Annotated in this window: 13 protein-coding genes and 1 pseudogene; 9 read left to right on the top strand and 5 right to left on the bottom strand. The window is 39.2% G+C overall.

Features of this window, described 5'->3' with window-relative positions:
- Positions 1–11: 11 nt before the first annotated feature.
- On the bottom strand, positions 12–2,480 hold the full coding sequence (locus NXX38_RS18120) for a glycoside hydrolase family 95 protein (protein WP_258981994.1): 2,469 nt from the start codon (positions 2,478–2,480) through the stop codon (positions 12–14).
- Positions 2,481–2,645: 165 nt separating this feature from the next.
- Here NXX38_RS18120 and NXX38_RS18125 point away from each other — a divergent pair, with 165 nt between their 5' ends.
- The 4 genes and pseudogenes from NXX38_RS18125 to NXX38_RS18140 all read left to right on the top strand — a co-directional run.
- Positions 2,646–3,437 carry a head GIN domain-containing protein gene (locus NXX38_RS18125; RefSeq protein ID WP_195650385.1) on the top strand — a complete coding sequence of 264 codons (792 nt, stop codon included), beginning with the start codon at positions 2,646–2,648 and terminating at the stop codon, positions 3,435–3,437.
- Between the two features lie 186 nt (positions 3,438–3,623).
- Positions 3,624–4,238 carry a DNA polymerase ligase N-terminal domain-containing protein gene (locus tag NXX38_RS18130; protein WP_217722579.1) on the top strand — a complete coding sequence of 205 codons (615 nt, stop codon included), beginning with the start codon at positions 3,624–3,626 and terminating at the stop codon, positions 4,236–4,238.
- Positions 4,239–4,625: 387 nt separating this feature from the next.
- Positions 4,626–6,389 carry a helix-turn-helix domain-containing protein gene (locus tag NXX38_RS18135; RefSeq protein ID WP_258980552.1) on the top strand — a complete coding sequence of 588 codons (1,764 nt, stop codon included), beginning with the start codon at positions 4,626–4,628 and terminating at the stop codon, positions 6,387–6,389.
- Positions 6,390–6,602: 213 nt separating this feature from the next.
- Positions 6,603–7,493 (top strand): annotated as a pseudogene (locus tag NXX38_RS18140) (AAA family ATPase); the annotation flags it as partial.
- A gap of 54 nt (positions 7,494–7,547) precedes the next feature.
- Here the strand turns inward: NXX38_RS18140 and NXX38_RS18145 are convergent.
- The 4 genes from NXX38_RS18145 to NXX38_RS18160 form a co-directional block, all read right to left on the bottom strand.
- Positions 7,548–8,987, bottom strand: a complete 1,440-nt coding sequence (locus tag NXX38_RS18145) for a hypothetical protein (RefSeq protein WP_258980554.1) — start codon at positions 8,985–8,987, stop codon at positions 7,548–7,550.
- Between the two features lie 7 nt (positions 8,988–8,994).
- Complete coding sequence (locus tag NXX38_RS18150) at positions 8,995–10,617, bottom strand: phospholipase D family protein (RefSeq protein WP_258980556.1); 1,623 nt, start codon at positions 10,615–10,617, stop codon at positions 8,995–8,997.
- A gap of 368 nt (positions 10,618–10,985) precedes the next feature.
- The gene (locus tag NXX38_RS18155; protein WP_258980561.1) at positions 10,986–11,855 is read right to left on the bottom strand and encodes a PD-(D/E)XK nuclease family protein; all 870 of its coding nucleotides are present in this window, start codon (positions 11,853–11,855) and stop codon (positions 10,986–10,988) included.
- Between the two features lie 68 nt (positions 11,856–11,923).
- On the bottom strand, positions 11,924–12,412 hold the full coding sequence (locus tag NXX38_RS18160; protein WP_234132201.1) for a hypothetical protein: 489 nt from the start codon (positions 12,410–12,412) through the stop codon (positions 11,924–11,926).
- Between the two features lie 940 nt (positions 12,413–13,352).
- Between NXX38_RS18160 and NXX38_RS18165 the strand changes: the two genes are divergently transcribed.
- The 5 genes from NXX38_RS18165 to NXX38_RS18185 are packed head-to-tail and all read left to right on the top strand — an operon-like array spanning position 13,353 to position 21,022.
- Positions 13,353–16,322, top strand: coding sequence for a TonB-dependent receptor (locus tag NXX38_RS18165; protein WP_258980564.1), 2,970 nt, complete (start codon positions 13,353–13,355; stop codon positions 16,320–16,322).
- A 20-nt stretch (positions 16,323–16,342) separates the two neighbouring features.
- Complete coding sequence (locus NXX38_RS18170) at positions 16,343–17,926, top strand: RagB/SusD family nutrient uptake outer membrane protein (RefSeq protein WP_258980566.1); 1,584 nt, start codon at positions 16,343–16,345, stop codon at positions 17,924–17,926.
- Between the two features lie 38 nt (positions 17,927–17,964).
- The gene (locus NXX38_RS18175) at positions 17,965–18,858 is read left to right on the top strand and encodes a Calx-beta domain-containing protein (protein ID WP_234132198.1); all 894 of its coding nucleotides are present in this window, start codon (positions 17,965–17,967) and stop codon (positions 18,856–18,858) included.
- 38 nt (positions 18,859–18,896) lie between these two features.
- Positions 18,897–19,385 (top strand): TlpA disulfide reductase family protein, encoded by a 489-nt coding sequence (locus NXX38_RS18180; protein ID WP_143260131.1) that lies wholly within the window; start codon positions 18,897–18,899, stop codon positions 19,383–19,385.
- Positions 19,386–19,417: 32 nt separating this feature from the next.
- Complete coding sequence (locus NXX38_RS18185) at positions 19,418–21,022, top strand: DUF6029 family protein (protein WP_234132197.1); 1,605 nt, start codon at positions 19,418–19,420, stop codon at positions 21,020–21,022.
- The last annotated feature ends 21 nt before the right edge of the window (positions 21,023–21,043 follow it).

Genomic DNA, 21,043 nt, shown 5'->3' on the forward strand with positions numbered 1-21,043 from the left:
CGGTCGAGTTATTATTTTCCAATCAATACATATTCTTGTCCTGCTTTGGTAGGCAGATCATAGACATAAGTCTCTGCAATTTCCACCTTATTCAGGTTTGCCTTTTCGTTAATCAATGGTTCGGGAATAGTGGGAACGGCATAAAGAGGATTCGGGTTTTCACCTTTGGCACGCTTCAGCCCCTTGCCTGTTAATGGGTTGAGTGAACGTAAGCGACAGTTACCTCCCTTATGAGATTTCACAACCAGACGGTTTACTTTCCCGTTTTTCCAGCTCAAATCAAGCTCGAAACCTCCACGTGCAATGATTCCTTTGATAGAACCTTCCTGCCAGACGGTAGGAAGTGCAGGAAGCAGATAAATAAAACCATCGTAACTTTGCATCAACATTTCTGCAATACCTGCGGCACAACCGAAGTTTCCATCAATCTGGAATGGTGGATGCGCATCGAACAGGTTAGGGTAGGTACCTCCTTTTTTCTTTTCATTGCGCACAAGGGTCAACTGATCTGTAATCAGTTTGTAAGCATGGTCACCATCAAGAAGGCGAGCCCAGAGGCAAACTTTCCATCCCATGCTCCATCCGGTCGACGGGTCGCCGCGATGAATCAGAGAAGTACGTGCTGCATCGAATAATTCAGGAGTACGATAAGGAGAAATCTGATTGCTGGGGAATAGTCCGTATAAATGAGAAATGTGGCGGTGTACATCTTTCGGGTCATCCCAGTCGAACATCCACTCCTGTAATTGTCCCCAATGTCCTACTTGCATAGGAGCCATTTCTTTGAGACGTTGGGCCAGGTGAGTGGCAAATTCCTGATCTGTGTCCAGTATTTGAGAAGCAGATATAATTGCTGTCCAAAGATCGAAGACCAATTGGTTGTCCATGGTGCATCCGGCAGCTGTAGTGGCTTTTCCGTCACTCCCCGAATGTACATTCTCCGGTGAATTACTGGGGCAGACTACCAACCAGTTGTGTACCGGCTCTTTCACCATGATTTCATCAAAGAAACGTCCGGACTCTTTCAGTATCGGGTAAACAGAACGCAGGAACTCAATATCTCCGGTGTATAGATAACGTTCCCAGAGATGCCGGCAAAGCCATGCACCACCACTGGGCCACATACCTGAAGGAGCTTTATCAACCGCCCCTGTGATGCGCCATATATCCGTGTTATGATGTAATACCCATCCGTTAGCTCCATACATAACCTTAGCCGTCTCTTTTCCTGTATCGCTAACCTCTTTTATCAAGCGGAATAACGGTTCATTCAACTCACTTAGATTCGTTACTTCCGAAGGCCAGTAATTCATTTCCAAATTGATGTTACAGGTATATTTACTGTCCCAGGAAGGGAATAATTTATCATTCCAGATTCCTTGCAGGTTGGCGGGCTGTCCTCCCGGTTGGGAAGAACAGATCAACAGATAACGTCCGAATTGGAAATAAGTGGCAACCAGATGAGCATCATTGGTGTTCTTGAAATTTTCCACACGCTTATCGGTTGGCACATTTGCATATTGGTCTTTTCCTAAATCGAGAGAAACGCGTGTCAGGTATTGCCGGTAGAAATCAACGTGGCTCTTTTTCGATTCGATGAATGGATGAACCATTGCCTTCTCCAAATAGTTTTTTGCCCGTTCTACTTGATTACCGGTAATGTCTTGATAATTATTGAAATTAGTCGCAATAGATACATAGATGATTGCTTCGTCGGCTTTCTCAACAGAAAGTATCCCATCGGCACAAGCTATTTCTCCACCTTTATTTTTAGCAGTCAATCTGCCTTGAAATTCCACTTTCCCTTTCAACCCCTCATGCAAGGAGGATACTCCTGAAAGAGTTACGCAGTTTCCTGCTTCAGAAGCGATCATTACGTCTTGGTGAGGCGAAGTCAGTTGAGCGTTAAATGTAATTTGTCCGGGACGATTGGCTGTCAGGCGCACCATTACTACCTGATCGGTAAATGAAGTAATCGTTTCGCGTTGATATTGCACTCCGTCTACTTCATAACGCACCATCACACGGGCTGAATCCAGACTTAACTCCCGATAATAGTTGGAATAACGGGTATGACCGGGAAAGGCAATTCGCAAATCACCGAAACTTTGATATGGCATTCCGGAATTCGTCTTTGCCATCACCTTTTCTGTAGCGAGAGTCTGTGCTTCCAGGTATTTTCCGGCAAAAACAAGTTCACGCACTTTGTGTATATACTCCAGCGCGTCCGGATTGGCGTTGTTATTGGGGCGTCCTGCCCAGATCGTTTCTTCGTTTAGTTGTATTTGTTCTGTCCCTGGTGTCCCATAAACCATGGCTCCCAGGCGTCCATTTCCCAAAGGTAGTGCTTCTGTCCATACCTGTGCCGGGCAGTCATACCATAGTTTATATTCTTGTGCAGACACATTCGTCTCCTGCGCATGAATGCAGCCCACAGACATCAGTACAAACAGGTACCCGATTAATCTTTTTTTATTCATTTCCATCTAACTGCTTTTATACTTTTATAAAAGGACGTTTAATGGGGGATTTTGTACCCACTATGCAGGTACTAAGAAGTAGGAATGATTTATTATTCTTTCAGTTGCCATACTTTGAAATATACTTCCTATATTTGTCAGTAGAATATTTAATAAGAAAAAATTATGAAAAGTTTTAATGTTACATCTATGTTAGTGGTGCTGATGTTCTTGTGCTTTACAGGAATACAGGCACAGACCGTTACTCCTAGTAAGAAATATATCACGAAAGAACTGAATAATGTGAGCAATTTCAGTTCAATCAGAGTTCTGGGTAGTCCCGACGTTGAGTATCGTCAGAGTAATGGTTCTAAAACAACAGTTTCTATATATGGTTCGGATAATCTGGTTGACCTGTTGGAAGTATCTACGGTAAATGGAGTGCTACAGGTAAATATAAAGAAAGGCGTTAAGATTCTTAGCGGAGAACGCCGGTTGAAAGTGATTGCCTCTTCTCCTTCATTGGATAATGTCGATATTAAAGGCTCGGCCGATGTATATCTGAAAGGTACTATCAAAGGAGCTGACTTAAATCTGAATATAACAGGTTCCGGAGATATTGAAGCTGAAAATCTGCAATACACCAATCTTTCCGCTTTTGTAAAAGGTAGTGGAGATATTGACGTGAAGAATGTGAAGGCCACTACTGTAAAAACGATAGTTAGCGGTTCCGGTGACGTGAAAATAAAAGGTGCCACTCAAATGGCTATGCTGACTGTGAATGGTTCCGGTGATATCAGTGCCGACAAGCTGACGGCTACTAATGTCGTTGCTACAGTTTCAGGTTCCGGCGATATATCTTGTTACGCTTCCAAACAGTTGGACGCAAAAGCCAGTGGCAGCGGAGATATTGAATACAAAGGAAGTCCTTCTATTGTAAATAAGCAAGGTAAGAAAGACTCAATTTCCGGCAAGTAAGAAATTAGATCCTGCAGAAAGCGGGTAAATATGTGCAATGTTACATATTTACCCGCTTTTTGCTATAAACAAACGTAAATACGGTTTTAAAGCCATTAAAATAGATGAATTCCGGCAACAAACAGATATGCTGATTGTTGTGACAATTAATCATTCGTTTTTTATTCACCTGAAAAAATACAGATTATGGCAAAGAATTCTCCCGATGAAGGAAAAAGTACAAAAATGGTGGAAAAGCAGGCAGATCCCTCTTTCAGCAACCTCAAAGAGTACCAGGCAAAAAGACAATTCAGTGAGACTCCCGAACCGACGGCGGATACAGTGGAAACTCCAAGCCGGATACCTGTTTTTGTTGTCCAAAAGCATGAAGCCAGTCATTTTCATTTCGATTTCCGTCTGGAAGTGGATGGAGTGTTGAAAAGCTGGGTGGTTCCTAAAGGCCCTTCCATGAATCCGAAAGATAAAAGACTGGCTATACAAGTAGAAGATCACCCTTTGAGTTACGCACACTTTGAGGGAGTTATCCCCGAAGGCAACTATGGAGCGGGTACAGTGGAAATATGGGATAGCGGAACCTATGCTTGTGTCGGTAATAATCGTAACATTTCCGCTGCCATTAAAAACGGAATACTTGAATTCAAATTACATGGTCATAAGCTCAAAGGCCTGTTTACCCTTATCCATACGAATATGGACGATCAGGACAGAGACTGGTTACTAATCAAGAAAGACGATATATTTGCAGTCACTCATGTCTACGATGCGAAGAATATTCCATTGTATGATGAGGTATTTCTGTGATATATATGTTCCTTATGGTTAAATGATACTCACTTACATATATAATTTTCTAATTATATACGTAGCTTTATGACTCAATAGAATCTATTGTTTTGATGATTCAATTAATTTTTTCATGATATTATGAGCGTATTATTATGATGAAAATAATTAACTAACAGAGGCTATTGGGGTAAAACGAAGACTTGATAGTATACCCCTCTTAATATTTCGGTAACAAAAGACATTGTTACCATTTTTGATAGAAAACACCCATTGTTTTTGTTGGAAACCACCTCCTGTGTGAACGTTGAAAAGTTTATACTTGCATCGGATTTTAAGCACGTTAAAAGATTATCAGGCGTGTTTTACGAAAGGTGTAGAATATTAATCAAATCCGATATTAGTATGAATGATTGTTACCTGAATTTATTAGTAAGCTTCCGAGCTTTATCCTCTTCAGATCCTGGAGCCAATTTAGTAAACAGCAAACAAACTATTGGCATCATTTTACCCGATTTGTCGTTGCTTGGATATGCGGTCCCTGTGGAAAGTCTCGGTATTGGACTGTTTGTGATTCTATTTGCGTATCTTATAATAGAATACAATGTGCAGTTATTATCGCATGAAAAATTTAAGATTGCCATGAACATGCTCCATACAGCACATACACCGTTAATATTGCTGCGGAATCAATTGGAAGAACTCAAAACAGGCAACCTCCCTGAACCTCTTTCCCAACAAGTGGAAGAAGCACTGGGATATGCCGAATGTATCATATATTGTAACCAGAATATTGCAACTCTAAATAAAGTAAATAAGAGAATTCCTCCTAAAACGTCAACGGTAAATTTGGAACTTTCCACTTATGTTACTTCCATTGTCAATCAATGCCGGGCTTATGCCAACTCCCGCCAGATACAGCTGACTGTTGGTGAATGTTCGGATTGCGTCAGTTGCAGGATAAACGAAAACATAATGACTGCAGCACTTCAACACCTTATCAACAAGATGATTTTGATTTCCGAGCCAGGCTGTTGCATATCAATCAACGTAACCCACACAATAAATTCTTGGCAGTTGCAGATTAGCAATAACGAAATAGCCGGGCAAAGAACAGAGAAAATGTTTCCCTTTATTCCTATTATATTTCCCGTGTATGGATATAGTGATTTATGGACGGTAAGAAAAATCATCCGTCTGCATGGCGGAAAAATAACCGGATGCAGACATGGTAAAGCAGCTACTTTTCAAATCGTCATTCCGACAGACTGCCGTTGTCAGAATCAGTCATGCCCGGTATTGAGACATTCTTCTACAAAAACGAAGGCTCCAACAAATGACTCCTGCGAGAGTCCTAAGAGCAATAAACAAAACACTAAAGCGAGAGAAACTTCCCATATCCTATTAGTAATGGCAGATAAGTTATTCAGTGATTATTTAAAGAAAACCTTATCACGCTATTTTCAAGTTTCAGTTCTTGATAATCCGGAGCTGTTAATGGATACGGCTATCAGTCAAAATCCTGATGCTATCATTATTGACGACAATGTGAATGGAATAAGCGGAGATATACTTAGCACTCAAATTAAGGAAGATAAAACGATAGGATACATACCAATCATTCTTCTATTAAGAGCCTTTGATAACGAAAGCTATTTGTCACATTTAGGGAGTGGGGCAGACCGTCTGGGATTGCGTACGGAAAGCATTTGTAAACTTAGAGCAGACATACGTATGCTTGTCGAAAACCGCATGGTCTTACGCGAACGGATCAGGCTGTTTCTGTCAGATGCCATTTCTCCGATGATTTCCACAAAAGCCGAAATAGAAACAGAAAATGCCGACCGGAAATTTATGGATAAAGTCAATGAAATCCTGGAGAAAAATCTCTCTACTGATAAATATACAATAGATAAATTAAGCGTTGATATAGGCATGAGCCGCACTGCTTTTTATAATAAGATAAGAGAGATTACGGGCAACCCTCCCGAAAACTATATCAATTCATTCAAAATGGACAAAGCACTTAAATTGCTGGCCTCCCAGCAGTACAATATTTCGGATATTGCAGGTATACTGGGCTATTGCGATGCCAAATACTTTGGAAAGAAGTTCAAAGACTTCTATCATGTATGTCCGTCTGATTATATAAAGAGTATTGTAGGATAAAAGAGTATAGAAAAAGAGGGTGCTTGTACACCCTCTTTTCTTTATACCTTTTTACGCTTTTTCTCTTTGACTGCAAATCTTGTTTTATACAGAATGATATCCCCCCGGGTTTTCTGATTAGATATCTACCCAATTCAACAGGCTTTTGTGTCATGAACGTCTGGCCTTATTAAGAGATTATTTGGCTTCTAAATCCAATAAGATGAGACTCGTGTAAGGTATGGCTTTGATTATACATTGCGACAAATAGAGCGCGAGTGGTTGTTTATCAGTAAAAAGAATAAGAAAGAATTGCCTTATTTCGTACGTGATGAAGAAGGTATTGGCGTTGATGAAATGCTTTTTGCAGAAGGTATAGGTTGGGAAGAACGAACAAATGATAATCGTTTGTTCCTGTCATTGGTAGCTCAGCTTGGTGGAACTATCAGCAAAAATGTTTTAAATTTTTTTAATTCCGGATACAATGTTATATCTGGATTGAATAGCCAAGGTTATGAGGGCTTGACGGAAAGACAATTTTTGAATAAAGAAGCAGAATCAGTTGATGCTTTACAATTCTTCAAAGATTTGCAGCTAGGTTTCATCGATATAGAAACCGATGAGCATGAGATAGAAAAAGGCAGAAAAGCGATAGATGTTTTTACTGTGCATAATATATATAATAAAGATGGAGAAATAACAGGTAAACAACTTTTTCGTTTTGATTATTGTGAATCACAAGGTACACAGAAACTTTTCGAACTGGCAGGACCGTTGTTTGAAGCTTTACGTCATGGTCGGTTGTTGGTGATGGATGAATTGGATGCTAAAATGCACCCATTGATTTCTCAACATATAATCAAACTGTTCAGTAGTGAAAAGACAAATCAGCATCATGCACAACTCTTGTTTACTACACATGATACCAATCTGCTTTCTTCGCATTTGTTACGTCGTGATCAAATATGGTTTACAGAGAAAGATAAGGCTGAATCTACAGATTTGTACAGTTTGATGCATATAGTGTTACCTGACGGAACGAAGCCGAGAGGAGATGGTAATCTTGAACGTAATTATATAAAAGGACGTTATGGTGCCGTTCCTTATTTAAGTACTATTGAATAATCTTTTGTAACTATGGGAAAGAAGAAGGAACTTTAAACAGAAAAAATGAAAATCCTATTTCTTATGTAAAACTTGCGATATGATTTCTTTTTGTATATTCTCATCAATGATTTCCATTTTTACTTTGTTCAGGAATTCCATTTCTCCTTCCTTGTGTTTCTGATTGATGATAAGGGCAGCTAGTATCAGTACATGTTTGTAATATCGTTCTATAAAATGTTTATTATCGCAGACATGTATTTGGCGAAATAGACTTTCTGTGACTTTATTCCAAAATAACTCTCGTTCTATTTCATCATTGAAAGCTTCAGAAGCACTAACAAGCAGTAGTTGGCAGCAGAAGATGAAACATTCTGATTGTAACTTGTCATAAAGATTATTCTCTGACGTCGCATTCCATCCCTCATACACAATATGGCATAATTTCGATTCCTTTTCTAATAATAATTTGCCAGAATTTCCCATATGTGTTATTGCATTGGTTATTGTATTGAGATTAGCAATACTGTTAGAATCCAGTGTTGGATACCATTTATATGTATTATTCTTTATATTATTAATGATAGTCTTTATAGCCGATTCTAACTTAGATACATTTGGCTCTTCATCATTGAGGAGTATATCTATCACGAGTACCAAGTAGTCAAAGTCTCCCGTATCTATATCCCAATAGGTTGCATTATACTTATTAATAATATAATCCTTTATTAATTCAGTTAACTTATTATATGCTTCATAATGCACATCTTTCCTGCTTTCTCTTTGTTTCAGTTTCAGTGTTGCTGCCCATCTGGTTAGTTCCTGTTCCGTGAAACATATTTGTAACTTTTCAAACATCACTTTTATATGATCTTTTAAATGAGCCTTCCAATCATTGTATTTGAGCTCACCTTGTCTTTGAATTTGAAGAAATCTCTTATCATAATCATTGTCTTCATTCAGTGTATAAGAATGGAGATTTACAGACACTTGTTGACTCCATTCGAACCAATATTCTCTTATCAAGGCAGCCATCGTTTTAGGATATTCGAAATGGTATTTTTCAAGATTATGAAGTATTGCAAGAAAATGTTGCTCTGCTTTAAGTTCCATAATAAGTACTGATTGCAGAAATAAATGTTTTAAGTTTTGTAGTAGAGTGAGCCATTGCAAATAGTTGCCTTCTCGTAGTAACCTGTTGGAAAGTATATAATATTCACTAGGTAAAAGTATATAGCAGGAGTAACAATGATATATTTGTGAAACATCATTTTGCAGTTCTTCGTCACTTTTTCCTGATAATAGATAATTGAACGTTCCTTCTTTGCCATGAGCACAAGAATAGGAATGTTTGAGTACATCGTCAGAATCGAATGTCATGTTATTGTAAAGTACATCTGCTATTGATTTTGCTTGCAACTCTTCTTTATTATATGTATGTGGGGTTTCCTTCCATTTTATGACATTACATAATTCATGGAAGTTTCTATTCGGAATTTCAATATCCAGATTCATAATGTTTTTATTTAGCTAATTGAGATTTCAGTGAGTTCAAAACTCTGGTCAAATGAGCAATATGTTTTAATAGTTTCCCTTTCGGGCTTGCATTGAGCTTAACTTTGCGTTGGATATAGCCGTCAAGTGACTCCGAGTTTTCTGTGTCATTCCACCATCGTTCGAAGTTCTTACGCATATATTCTAAACTACCTTGTGGTATCTTACAAATAGAAGATGCTCTGTTACCGAACTCATTTAATGAAGAACCAATAAGCCAGCCACAATCATCAATGATAATGAAACGATCGTGAATAGACAGATTCTTCGTAAGCGAACGACATTCTGCCACCTCTCTTCCCACTTTTCTATTGTAATAGTTGATGCAATCGTTCAGTTTCAATAGATAGTCTTCGGAATCCGGTGAACTTATATTACCTAGCTGTTTCTCGCTATTGATAATTTTTACTTTTACGTCAAGTTTTTTCATAAAGAATATGTACTTTTCGAAATCTTCTTTCTTGAAATAAGGATCACAAATGAGACATTCGTTTTCTGCAGAGTTGAGTAGTTGCATGACATATTCTCTTGCCTTTTCTTTATTTTCTTTATTCTGATTAGTATCTGCACTAAAAAATACAAACTCCATGTGTTTTTCATTCAATTCAGCTAAACAACGTGACTCATCATTAGCGAGATTATCCTTTAATTTTTTATTTGACTTCCTTTTTTTCTTACCATTCAAGACGATTTTTGTCACAGTTACAGTTCTTTTGCTGCCATCTGATTCACTTTTCTCCAGTTCTATTTCTTTAGATGAAAAAGTTTCATAACTGAATTCTTTGCCTAGAAAAATGACACGTTTATTCATCCAAATCAGTTCACCATTGTTATTGAATATCTTTATGCCAACTTGCAGTGAGAAGAATGGTAGCGGAATAAATATATTCGCAGATCTGCAATCAATAACTGTATCCGTTTCGGTTATGATGTTACTTTCATTATCATACTGCGTTATTCTCACCTTTAAAGAATCTACATATGGTTTCCTGAATTTCATTTGCATGTAAAGTCCATTTGGTTTTTCAGATACCCGAAAGTCAATATTCCGAAATATCTCATTATTATGTAGGATATATACATTACCGATATGGCTGGTATATTCCATAATGTCATATCCTAAATGTTTCTTTGTGAGATATGAGAGTTTTGGGAGCAAACCTTTCAACTGAAGTTCCTTCAGCATTTGAGAATTAGGATCAAAGAAACCTTTCAGTCTGAAAGAACATTTGCGTTTAGGTAATATATCCGGTAAAGTAATCAAGTCTTTTTTCTCCAATTCTATAAATAGCTTTCCTAGGGGATTACCAGAGGGGTATTGCCCAAAAGAATCATTCAAAAAATAAAGAGGCATTCCGTATATAGTAATTTCATCCATAGGAGCTTGAGGTAGAATGTCGGTATCAATATCCTCAATTAGTAGTCCGGTACGGAATGGAGCATCATCTTTACCACGATCGAGGAAACTTTTTCTTGACATTGATGGATTGTAATCCTGCATATCATCCAAAATATTCTCAATAACAGTAAGTATATTGTAATACTTATTCTGTTTTATGTCTTTAAGGTATAATATGGTTCGTCGTATCATATTGAGTGTATACTTTCATAATCGTCTATTTTGCATGAGCTTTCATACAATCTTCCATTTTTTGAATTACTACATGGGTAAGTCTCTGGATTCTATCTCTTCTGTTATCTGCGTAACTTTGTTAATAATCCAATTTGCGACCTCACCAGTTTGCATGGGTAAGTAACTACTAGTGGAGTGCCAATCTTTACAAGGAAGCCATTCAGAGCCATAAGGCCACCATTCATTGTTTGCTGAATCCGGTCCGGAAAAACATGATAGCTGAACACGAGGCAAAGGCCGATCTTTACCATCAGAGTTATAAGATTTTGAGACACCAATATAAAGATTCTTCCAATCCGAATCTCTCCCATCATCTCTCGTTATCGTTATATAGTGAGACCAATTTGGCTTTTTGAATAATATAGCCGGACCTTCATTCCCTTTTTGACTTCAAAAAACAATCCCATTTGGGACGCAAATTTACCTAACGGTTTAAATACGAATTCATTCCTTAATCTATTGCTAATTTCAGCTCTGTTATCCATCAAGGCCACAACAGCCTCTATATTATTGATGGCTAAATTTACTATTTTATCACTACTATCTTTATTCATATCTTGTCCGGTTATTTGTTTAATAAGTGTTATGTACTGGGAAATAGTCTCTCTTGCCAACGGTTTGTCGTATGCTAACATTACACACTGCGACAGCCAATGGAGAATATGCTCATCGTATGAGATACAATGATAGTCCATCTCTTCGTTTCCCAATGAATCTTTACTTGCCTCATGACCGTCAAGTGTAAGATAAATCAGTTTGAACCCTTTTGGAAAGTGTTGTTTTCCATAGTTGTTGTATCGCAATAACTGATGGTGTTGATCAATAGCATATATTTTATTCTCAATGATAACTGCATGTTCGCCATCCTCTAAGATTATATCAATGCGCCCACCAGTGGACTCTGTTCGCTCACCAATATATCGTTCGACTATATTGCTTTTACAATTGGAAATATAATCTTTGTTTAAGCCAATAACTGCAAGGAATTCTTTAAGTAGAGCATCTTTCAGTCCATGACTTCCGTTAGGATTTAACAATTCTGCAAGAAATGCGGAATGTAATCTTACCTCATCAGACCATAGTCCAAGCGTGTTGAAAACGTTGAAGTAATCTCCATTTCGTTGCTTCTGTTTCATCCGTTCTTGCTCGACAAGACAAACTTTGCCTATTTCGATTAAAAAATTATTCAATTTCATACTTTAGACATTTTGTTGCACACAAAAATAATAAAAAACGGTCCATTTTATATGGAACCTATAAATTATCACATGTTTTTCTCCTCCTTCACTATCTTTCTCCACCTCTGAAACGCCCTCATTAAACTTTCTTCTTCCACTAACTCTACCATATTATAATGTGCGACGAAAGTTTCCATTGATTTTTTGAACATGATGCCGTGGCAGTATTTATTTTCCAGAAGAAATTCATAAAGTTCGGCCTTCATTTCTACTTCCATTGCTTTTTCAATGATAAGTGCACTGTCGTGACCTATATAATTATATACATTTGGATTTTTTCCGTTTCTTGGGTGGGGGAGAGTAAAGGTGATATTTCCGGTTTCGTGCCATGAGGCATTGGGAGGGTGTGGGATGGAAAGTTGGTGGAGGAAGTGGTAAAGAGGCTGGGTGTCAAGAAGATGGATGGCGGAAGGCGAGGAGGAAAAGCGGTCTGGAGGTACGTCGAGGTGATTTTTATAGCGCACGTACATGTAAGCCGCTAGATAGGGCTTGATTTGGAAAGTAACTGTAATCATTGTTTTTTAGATTTTATTTGTAAAATATTTATCAGAGTAGTACCATTTTTAATATTGGCATTTGCATTATTGTGTTGAGAATTTTCTTATAAAAGGAAGGTACGAGAGAATGCTTGTGTAATGATTTGGATTTCAGGTGGTTACATAAGTGATTTTTGGTTTAAAACCAACGGGTCGTTCCTTTAAAAGGAACGACCCGTTCGACACCGAGGAATACCCCGTTGGTTTTAAAGCAACGAGGCGCTCCTTAAAATCAAGAGATAAAACTATAGTAAATCTCTCAAAAAATTGAAATCGTGAAATAATCTAATCTATTTCAATGTAAAGAAATTGTATCGCTATGTGTTTGAGTGTTTTTATTTGTATAAAGAAATATACCGAGTGTCATATATGGAGAATTTTCAGATAGTACCTATTTAACATAGTTTAAACGAGACTCTTTTATAATTCTGATTTTATTTTATGTTTAAGATCAATTTGAAATTTAATTATAATATTGATGAAAGGTTTGATAGGAGGTTAATTGAGCTAAAATGGCTATAGCGTACTTCATTAAAAGAAAAATCACCAAGTTCTATCAGAACTTGGTGATTTTTCATACCCTATTTATATTAAAATAAGTGTATAAGTTATTAAAATGTAAATTATCAATCTTTCTCAAGTTGTATTTATTAACAATTCCTTTTTGGTATCGTTTAATGGAACAAAAGTATATATTCTTTTTGCAAAAAACAACGAAAAGACATATTTTTTTTGCGAAATCGTTATATGGATTGATCGAAAAAGTAAAATCAAGCAACATTTCTCCCCTAGATAACATATTTGATGTAAAAAACACAACAAAAGCAATGAATCTTTATTAAGTTCTGATAGAACTTAATAAAGTGTGAAAAGTGAGTTTAATTGTTTTAGGGCTATTTAATAACTTAAAAAGAGATTTATGAAGAAAAAATTAGCGCTGCTATTTGGATACCTTTTTATAGGTATCGGGCTGATAACAGCTCAAACGCAGAAAGTCACGGGGACTGTGATTTCCGATGATGACAAACAGCCTGTTGTAGGGGCTTCGATTGTCATAAAAGGCACAAATTTAGGTACAATAACAGACGTGGATGGTCGTTTTACTTTGCTAAATGTACCAAATTCAGCAAAAATAATACAAATCTCTTATATAGGTATGAAAACGGAGTCGGTTTCTGTACAGCCGACTATTAAAGTTATTTTGAAATCTGATGCACAACTGATGGACGAAGTTGTGGTGGTGGGCTACGGTTCGGCAAAGAAACTTGGTTCGGTAGTAGGTTCTGTAACAACAGTAAATAATAGTAAGATAGCCAATAAACCTGTGGCCAATGCCGGGGATGCATTGCAAGGACAGGTTGCCGGTTTGCAGGTTTTTACTCCTAGTGGGGAACCGAGCGGAACTGTCGTAATGAGATTGCGTGGAGTAAGTTCGATCAACTCAAATACAGAACCTCTTTTTATTCTCGACGGTTCACCTATCTCCTCCGGTGCATTTACTGCATTAAATCCGAATGACATCGAAAGCATGACTGTATTGAAAGATGCGTCCTCAACAGCCATTTATGGATCCCGTGCTGCTAACGGAGTGGTAATAATGACTAGTAAGAAAGGTAAAATGGGACAGAAAGCCCGTGTAACCGTTAATGCGCAATATGGCTGGTCTAAAATGACGGGAGACAATATCGAGATGATGAACAGCGAACAATGGCTCACTCTGCAGGAAATGTTGGACCCGGGGAAAGTATATGATACGACATTCCAAAAACGGAAAAAGTTCTATGTAGATAATGGTATATCGACAGACTGGTCGGACGTCTTTTTCGGAGATGCAGCTCCTACCCAGCAATATGATGTAAATGTGGTCGGTGGCTCTGAAGGTATCAACTATTATGTCTCATTCGGTCACTATGATACGGATGGAATTATGGATGATTCATCCCTGCGTCGTGAGACTTTGCGTAGTAATGTAGAAGTGAAGGTGACCGATTGGCTGAAGGCAGGAATTAATGTGAACCTTTCCTATCAGAAATATAATACAACCACTTTCGGTACGGAAGCCAATAGCGTTTATAATAAAGCATATGCTGCCCGCATTTATCGTCCCGATCAGACGATGAATGAAATATTGACCGATGAAGAAGGTAATTTTACAGGTTATGGCAAGCGACTGGATCATTTAGACGATATGGGATACTATAATCCGTATTATCTGTCAGAGCTTCAGCCTAACGACCGGAGTACGGTACGTATCAACGGTAATACCTTCTTTAATATAAACCCGATAAAAGGATTGAATATCCGTACTTCACAGGCAGTAGATGCTTTTGATTACCGCAACTCTCATAAAGCATATCCGGAAGGACCATTTGAGGGAGCAGGAGTAGCATCCGAGTCTTTTGAACGTTATTATTCATTTACTTTTACCAATACGGCAGAATATAAGTTCAGTTTGTCGGGTGCACATCATTTTACGGTATTGGCGGGACAGGAATCCATCATAACCAAAAATGAGAATTTCTCGGCGACTTCTAAAAAAATGGTAGACAGCCGGATGATGCTGATGGCAGCAGGAGCCGAATCAGAAGTACCCATACACTCAATGTATGATAAAGTATTCAATTCCTATTTCGGTACAATCAGCTATAGCTTTGCTGACCGATACTATATTGATTTGGCAGCACGACGTGACGGTTCTTCTTTGTTTGCCAAAAACAACCAATGGGCAAACTTCTATTCATTAGGAGCCATGTGGGATATGAGAAAAGAAGATTTTATGCAGAATATCTCATGGTTGAACAGCTTGCAGTTGAAAGCGAGCTATGGAACAACAGGTAATTCCGGTATCAGTGCCTATAACGCTTTGGCATTGGTTGGCTCCGGTTTGCTGTATAACGGGCAGGCAGGTATTGCTCCTTCCACCGTTGGGAATGATAACCTGACATGGGAAAGTATGAAAACACTGAATATAGGAATCAGCACAAGGGTGTTTGACCGTTTTTCTGTGGATTTGGAATTCTATAACCGTCAGACAGAAGATATGCTGATGGCGTATCCGTTGTCATACACTACCGGACATGGCAGTAGTGTGGAAAATGTGGCGAGTATGCGTAATCGTGGCTTTGATATTACACTGGGAGTGGATATTCTGAAAACAAGAGACTTTTCATGGAGTGTTTCCGGAAATTTGAATTATAATAAGAATGAAATAACCAAACTGTTTAACGGGTTGGATGAATATACCTTACCCGATACCGGTTTGAAAATGAAAGTCGGTAAACCTTGGGGAGAATATTACTATGTAAAGTGGGCGGGAGTCGATCCGCGTGACGGATATAATATGTGGTATGATAAAAATGGAAATCTGACGAAAAGTTATTCCGAAGAAGATGCCGTTTTTATCGGTAAGCAACGTTACGCACCTTGGTCAGGTGGTTTTGGCACCCAATTCGGATGGAAAGGGATTTCCGTCAGCGCGGACTTTTCCTTTATGCTTGGCCAGTATATGTTGAATAATGAACGCTTCTTTACAGAAAATCCGACCTTCGCGGGTTCGGACAATCAAACCGTGGAAATGCTTAATATGTGGCAGAAACCGGGAGACGTAACCAGAATCTCTACTCCGGATTCTCCGATGCAGTTTGACACGCATTTGTTGGAAAATGCCTCATTTATGCGTATGAAAAATCTGACTGTCGGATATACTTTACCTACCAAGCTGATTCAGAAAACCGGAGTAATCAGTAATGCCAGAATCTATTTTGTAGGACGTAATTTGCTAACTGTGACTAAATATAAAGGATATGATCCGGAAGTGGACAGTAATATCCAGTTGGGTAACTACCCCAATACCAAGCAATACTCTTTTGGCGTCGAACTAACTTTCTAAAAACATAAAGAATGGTGAATATGAAGAAAATATCTATAATAGCATTGACTGTACTGACACTTGGAATGACTTCCTGTGATATGGATAAAATGCCATATGATGCTATTCCGACAGAGGAAGCATTGACAACCATAGTCGGTTTTGAAGAAGCGCGTGCCGGTATCTATTCTGTATATCTGGGACTGACTGGCGGCAGCTATGTGCTGGTGCCCGAAGTTCAGGCGGATGCCTTTAATGCAGTGGCGGATTTCTCTAATAAATATGGTGAGTTGCACCGTTGGACCTTCGAGAGTACCAACTCTGCTATAGAAACAATTTGGGCAAACTGTTACGCTGCTATCGGACGTGCCAATTTCTTTATCGACGGAGTAGACAAGATAGATGAGAATCCGGAGATTGAGTTGACTGAAATCCAAAGAAAGCAGATTAATGTCTACGAGGGGGAAGCTTATTTCACAAGAGCATACTGCTACTTTTATCTGGCAACATTATTTTGTCGTGATTACAATGTGGCTACTGCAAGCAGCACTCAGGGACTGCCGCTTCAAGTGAAATATGAACCCAAACTTTCTGCTACCCAATATCCGGGACGTTCTTCACTGGAGGATACTTATAAACAGATATTAAATGATCTGGAAGAAGCTGAAGAGCGCATAGAAACGGCCAAAAATGGTATTGCTGATTATGACAGATATATCAACGGCGGATATGTGACCGTGAATACAGCTCCCAAGAATTGCGGAAATTATATTACGATAGATGTGGTGGCGGCTCTGAAAGCACGCGTTGCCCTGCAGATGGATGACTATGAAAATGCTGCGAAGTATGCGGGTGACCTGGTTAATTCAAACAGATATCCATTGTCGAATACAGCGAAGGATTTTGAAAGTATATGGAAGGATGACAAAGGAACGGAAACCATCTGGCAGATTGCCATGACCAGTGCTGATGACGCCGGTGTCCCTTTAGGAACTATTTTTATCGGTTATCCGACCACAAAGAAGGATTATATTCCTACACAAAGACTGATTGACTTATATAATGAGAAAGATATCCGGTTGGCCACTTATTTCGGGAAGTATCATTTAACCGTATCGTCCGGTAATGCAGCGGATATATATTTCTTTAATAAATATCCGGGTAATGAGTATTACAATGCATTAGGAAGTGAAACACGGTATTTGAATCAGCCGAAACCATTCCGCATTGCTGAAATGTATCTGATTGCCACTGAAGCCAATGCAAGGATCGGAACTGCGGCATCTGTGCAAAAAGCGAATGATGCTCTGAATGCACTAAAGAAAGCACGAATCGAGGGACTGGCTGATGCGACCTACGATCAGGAGGCTTTGCTTAATGAAGTCATGAACGAACGCGAACGTGAACTGGTGGGTGAGGGCTACCGGCTGATGGACCTGAAACGTTGGGGAGAAGGTGTGAAACGCGGAAAAGCACAAAGCAAAGGGTTGATACTTTTCCCGGGACAGGCAAGCACTGACGGACTGGATAAACCTGCTGATGACCAGCGGATGCTTTGGCCTATTCCTAAAGCTGAAATGGACGCCAATCCTCAACTGGCAGGTCAACAGAATCCGGGATATTAATAAATTGAATAAAGTAAATTATCAAACACTTGAGTAAAATGAACTATCTGAAAATATATGCATTTCTTCTGTGTGCTGTTCTAATAACTGCCTGTTCGGATGACGAGGAACAGCTTAACTCCGGAGCGGCTACGGTAAACTTGCAGGAGACAGCGATGACAGTGAAAGAATCTGCAGGTTTGTGCACTGTACCTGTCGTAGTGACAGGTGAACATACCGGAACTATCCGTGTGACATTCGAGTTAAAGGATCATAGTGCAAAAGAAGATGAAAATTACATCGTCACCACCAAAACACTACTTATTCCTGCCGGACAGGAGACTATAAATTTTGAGTTTAAAACTGTAGATGACAAAATAGTCAATGATGACCGTTCCTTTGATATTGAAATAGCTAGTGCGGAAGGGGCGTCCATTGGTGAAAACAAGCGGTTGACGGTGATTATTGAAGACAATGATTCCAGTCTTTATGAAACTCTTTCAGGAACTTGGGTATTTACCGGAACGGCATCTGCCACCAATGTGTCCAATGTGCCGATAGGCTTCTCTGTAAAAGTAAATACGGCGGAAGAAGGTACGGAGGCTTACGGACACTATATGGTTTGTTCAAATAAGAATGGGTTTGATCCGGATAATGATATTGAGTGGGAATTTAACTGGCGGTTGCACTATGAATATGATGCAGCTAAGCAGAAAACCTATCTGTCTATCGTGACGGACGAAGATGTTGCTTCCTATGGCTTATATACCATTCGTTTCAGGAGACTTGCTCTGGATGGAAGTTCTTCCGATGTTTACCGGGGAGAATACGATGCTGAAACACAAACGGTCACTTTCGAGAATGCTAACCTGATAGGCGATATGTATAAAGAAGGTGAGATACAGATACAAAAATTCAGGCTTTTTGGTTGTAAGATGGAACTTATCAGATAAAAAAAACAAAATTATAAACATCACTAATAAAAGAATTTATGAGAGCATTAATTGTCTGCATTACCCTGTTGTTTGCTTTTCTAACTTGTGCTATGGCACAAATACCGTCAGTCAAGGTTGAAGATTCCAAAGGAACGCAGGTGAACACCGCTTCCCTGGTTAATCACAAGACGCCTATGATTATTTCTTTTTGGGCAACAACGTGCAAACCCTGTATTCGTGAGTTGGATGCTATTAATGAACTGTTGCCCGACTGGTTGGAAGAAGCCAAGTTTCGTGTGGTAGCTGTCTCAACAGATGACAGCCGTTCTACAGCCAAAGCGCGTGCGCTGGCGGAGGGGCATGGATGGGATGATTTTATCATGTTGTATGATAAGAATCAGGAGTTCATGCGAGCTATGAATGTGAGCCTGACCCCGCAGGTATATGTGGTAAATGCGGAGGGAAAAATTGTCTATTCACATACCGGCTATGCTCCGGGAAGTGAACTGGAACTATTGAAAGCGATTAAAAAATTACAGAAGTAAATCTGTTATTATTCATAGATAAACGCAATGACATGACTAGAATAAGATTTCGGATGTTTGCTTTATTAGCGTTAGCATCAACTCTGACCTATGCACAGGAAGATAACAAGAAGGGTTATCTGACGGGGAGCTTTGAAACAAATACGACTTACTATAAGGATGATAGTAAAACAGAAGCAGAATCTCCGGAAGATCATTTCGGTTCGAATAATTATCTGAAATTGGATTACTATCAGGGCAAGTTTGCCGTAGGCGTACAGTTGGAAGCCTATGAACCGGTACTGGTGGGATACCCGAAAGAATTGGAAAAGGCAAAGCTGACCAACTATTACGTATCTTGGGCCGACAAGGATTTCTCCATAACAGCGGGTACGTTTTATGAGCAGTTCGGTAGTGGACTGCTATTCCGTAGCTGGGAGGACCGTATGCTTGGTTTAAATAATGCGGTGATGGGAGCACGTTTTACCTACAATTACAAGAATATTGTAGGGTTGAAGGCTATTTGGGGAACTCCACGTTTTGGTATGGATTTTTCTGATACACAAGTACGTGGTGTAGATGTAAGTTTCTCCCTGTCTGAAATGCTTAAATGGCAAAATACCTCCTTGAGTATCGAAGGAGGGGCATTGAACCGGTATGAGAAGATCAGTATCGACCTCGAAGAAGAAGGAGGAAAGCCTTATTCGAATGGCTTCTCGGGGCGGGTGAATTTTGAACGTTCCGGGTTTACAATGAAGGGGGAATATGTAGATGGCGGTGATAAATATTATGGATTCATCCACGATGACAAGGCTTTTGTAAGGAAACGTGCCAATGCACAATTGCTGGAACTGGGCTATAGTGGCAGCGGATTAGGTGTGAATCTGACTGGACGTCGTCTGGAATGGATGAACAGTGAAATTATTGCTGGTAATGGTTCTACTTCGAATTTGTTGAATTACGTCCCGGCGATGAGTACGCAATATACCTATATGCTGACCAATTTACATCCTCATACTCCACAAGTGGGAGATGTGACGAATACAATCAGCGGTGAGATGGGGGGACAACTGGATGTCTTTTATCATTTCAAAAGAGGAACGGTGATTGGAGGTAAGCGCGGTCTGAAATTACATGCTAACTTCTCTACCTATTACGCTTTAGAAAAAGAAGGCACAGCCCAGATGGGTAACTTGGCGTTCCGTGATTTTAGTTTCGATGTAGAAAAGCAGTGGACAAAGTCATTCAAAATGAACCTGCTTTATTCCATGCAGGAATATAGTCCTTCTTACGGAGCGAAAAAAACGACCTCGCTGTCGAATATTTTTGTAGCAGATTTGCAATATAAATTCACTCCTTCTTTTTCCACTCGTATGGAGTTACAATACCTTAATACAAAAGAAGATCAAAAGGACTGGATGGCAGCTCTGCTGGAACTGAATTTTGCTCCGGCATGGAGCATTTACGGAAGTGATATGTATAATCATGGCAAAGATAAAATCCATTATTACAATGTGGGGGCCAGCTATGCAAAATCACGTACGCGTATTGCGTTGAGTTATGGTCGTAACAGGGAAGGATATGTATGTTCCGGGGGAGTTTGCCGGACGATTCCTAAATACACAGGTGCTAACCTGACTATTACCACTTCGTTTTGAGGTCAGTGAATCATTTATTAA

It is taken from the genome of Bacteroides sp. BFG-637, from assembly GCF_024793605.1.
Classification (GTDB): domain Bacteria; phylum Bacteroidota; class Bacteroidia; order Bacteroidales; family Bacteroidaceae; genus Bacteroides; species Bacteroides vicugnae.

Bases quoted from the DNA above. Each gene is read 5' to 3' on its own strand.
- NXX38_RS18120 (WP_258981994.1), bottom strand. From the start codon at position 2,480: ATGAATAAAAAAAGATTAATCGGGTACCTGTTTGTACTGATGTCTGTG.
- NXX38_RS18125 (WP_195650385.1), top strand. From the start codon at position 2,646: ATGAAAAGTTTTAATGTTACATCTATGTTAGTGGTGCTGATGTTCTTG.
- NXX38_RS18130 (WP_217722579.1), top strand. From the start codon at position 3,624: ATGGCAAAGAATTCTCCCGATGAAGGAAAAAGTACAAAAATGGTGGAA.
- NXX38_RS18135 (WP_258980552.1), top strand. From the start codon at position 4,626: ATGAATGATTGTTACCTGAATTTATTAGTAAGCTTCCGAGCTTTATCC.
- NXX38_RS18145 (WP_258980554.1), bottom strand. From the start codon at position 8,987: ATGAATCTGGATATTGAAATTCCGAATAGAAACTTCCATGAATTATGT.
- NXX38_RS18150 (WP_258980556.1), bottom strand. From the start codon at position 10,617: ATGATACGACGAACCATATTATACCTTAAAGACATAAAACAGAATAAG.
- NXX38_RS18155 (WP_258980561.1), bottom strand. From the start codon at position 11,855: ATGAAATTGAATAATTTTTTAATCGAAATAGGCAAAGTTTGTCTTGTC.
- NXX38_RS18160 (WP_234132201.1), bottom strand. From the start codon at position 12,412: ATGATTACAGTTACTTTCCAAATCAAGCCCTATCTAGCGGCTTACATG.
- NXX38_RS18165 (WP_258980564.1), top strand. From the start codon at position 13,353: ATGAAGAAAAAATTAGCGCTGCTATTTGGATACCTTTTTATAGGTATC.
- NXX38_RS18170 (WP_258980566.1), top strand. From the start codon at position 16,343: ATGAAGAAAATATCTATAATAGCATTGACTGTACTGACACTTGGAATG.
- NXX38_RS18175 (WP_234132198.1), top strand. From the start codon at position 17,965: ATGAACTATCTGAAAATATATGCATTTCTTCTGTGTGCTGTTCTAATA.
- NXX38_RS18180 (WP_143260131.1), top strand. From the start codon at position 18,897: ATGAGAGCATTAATTGTCTGCATTACCCTGTTGTTTGCTTTTCTAACT.
- NXX38_RS18185 (WP_234132197.1), top strand. From the start codon at position 19,418: ATGACTAGAATAAGATTTCGGATGTTTGCTTTATTAGCGTTAGCATCA.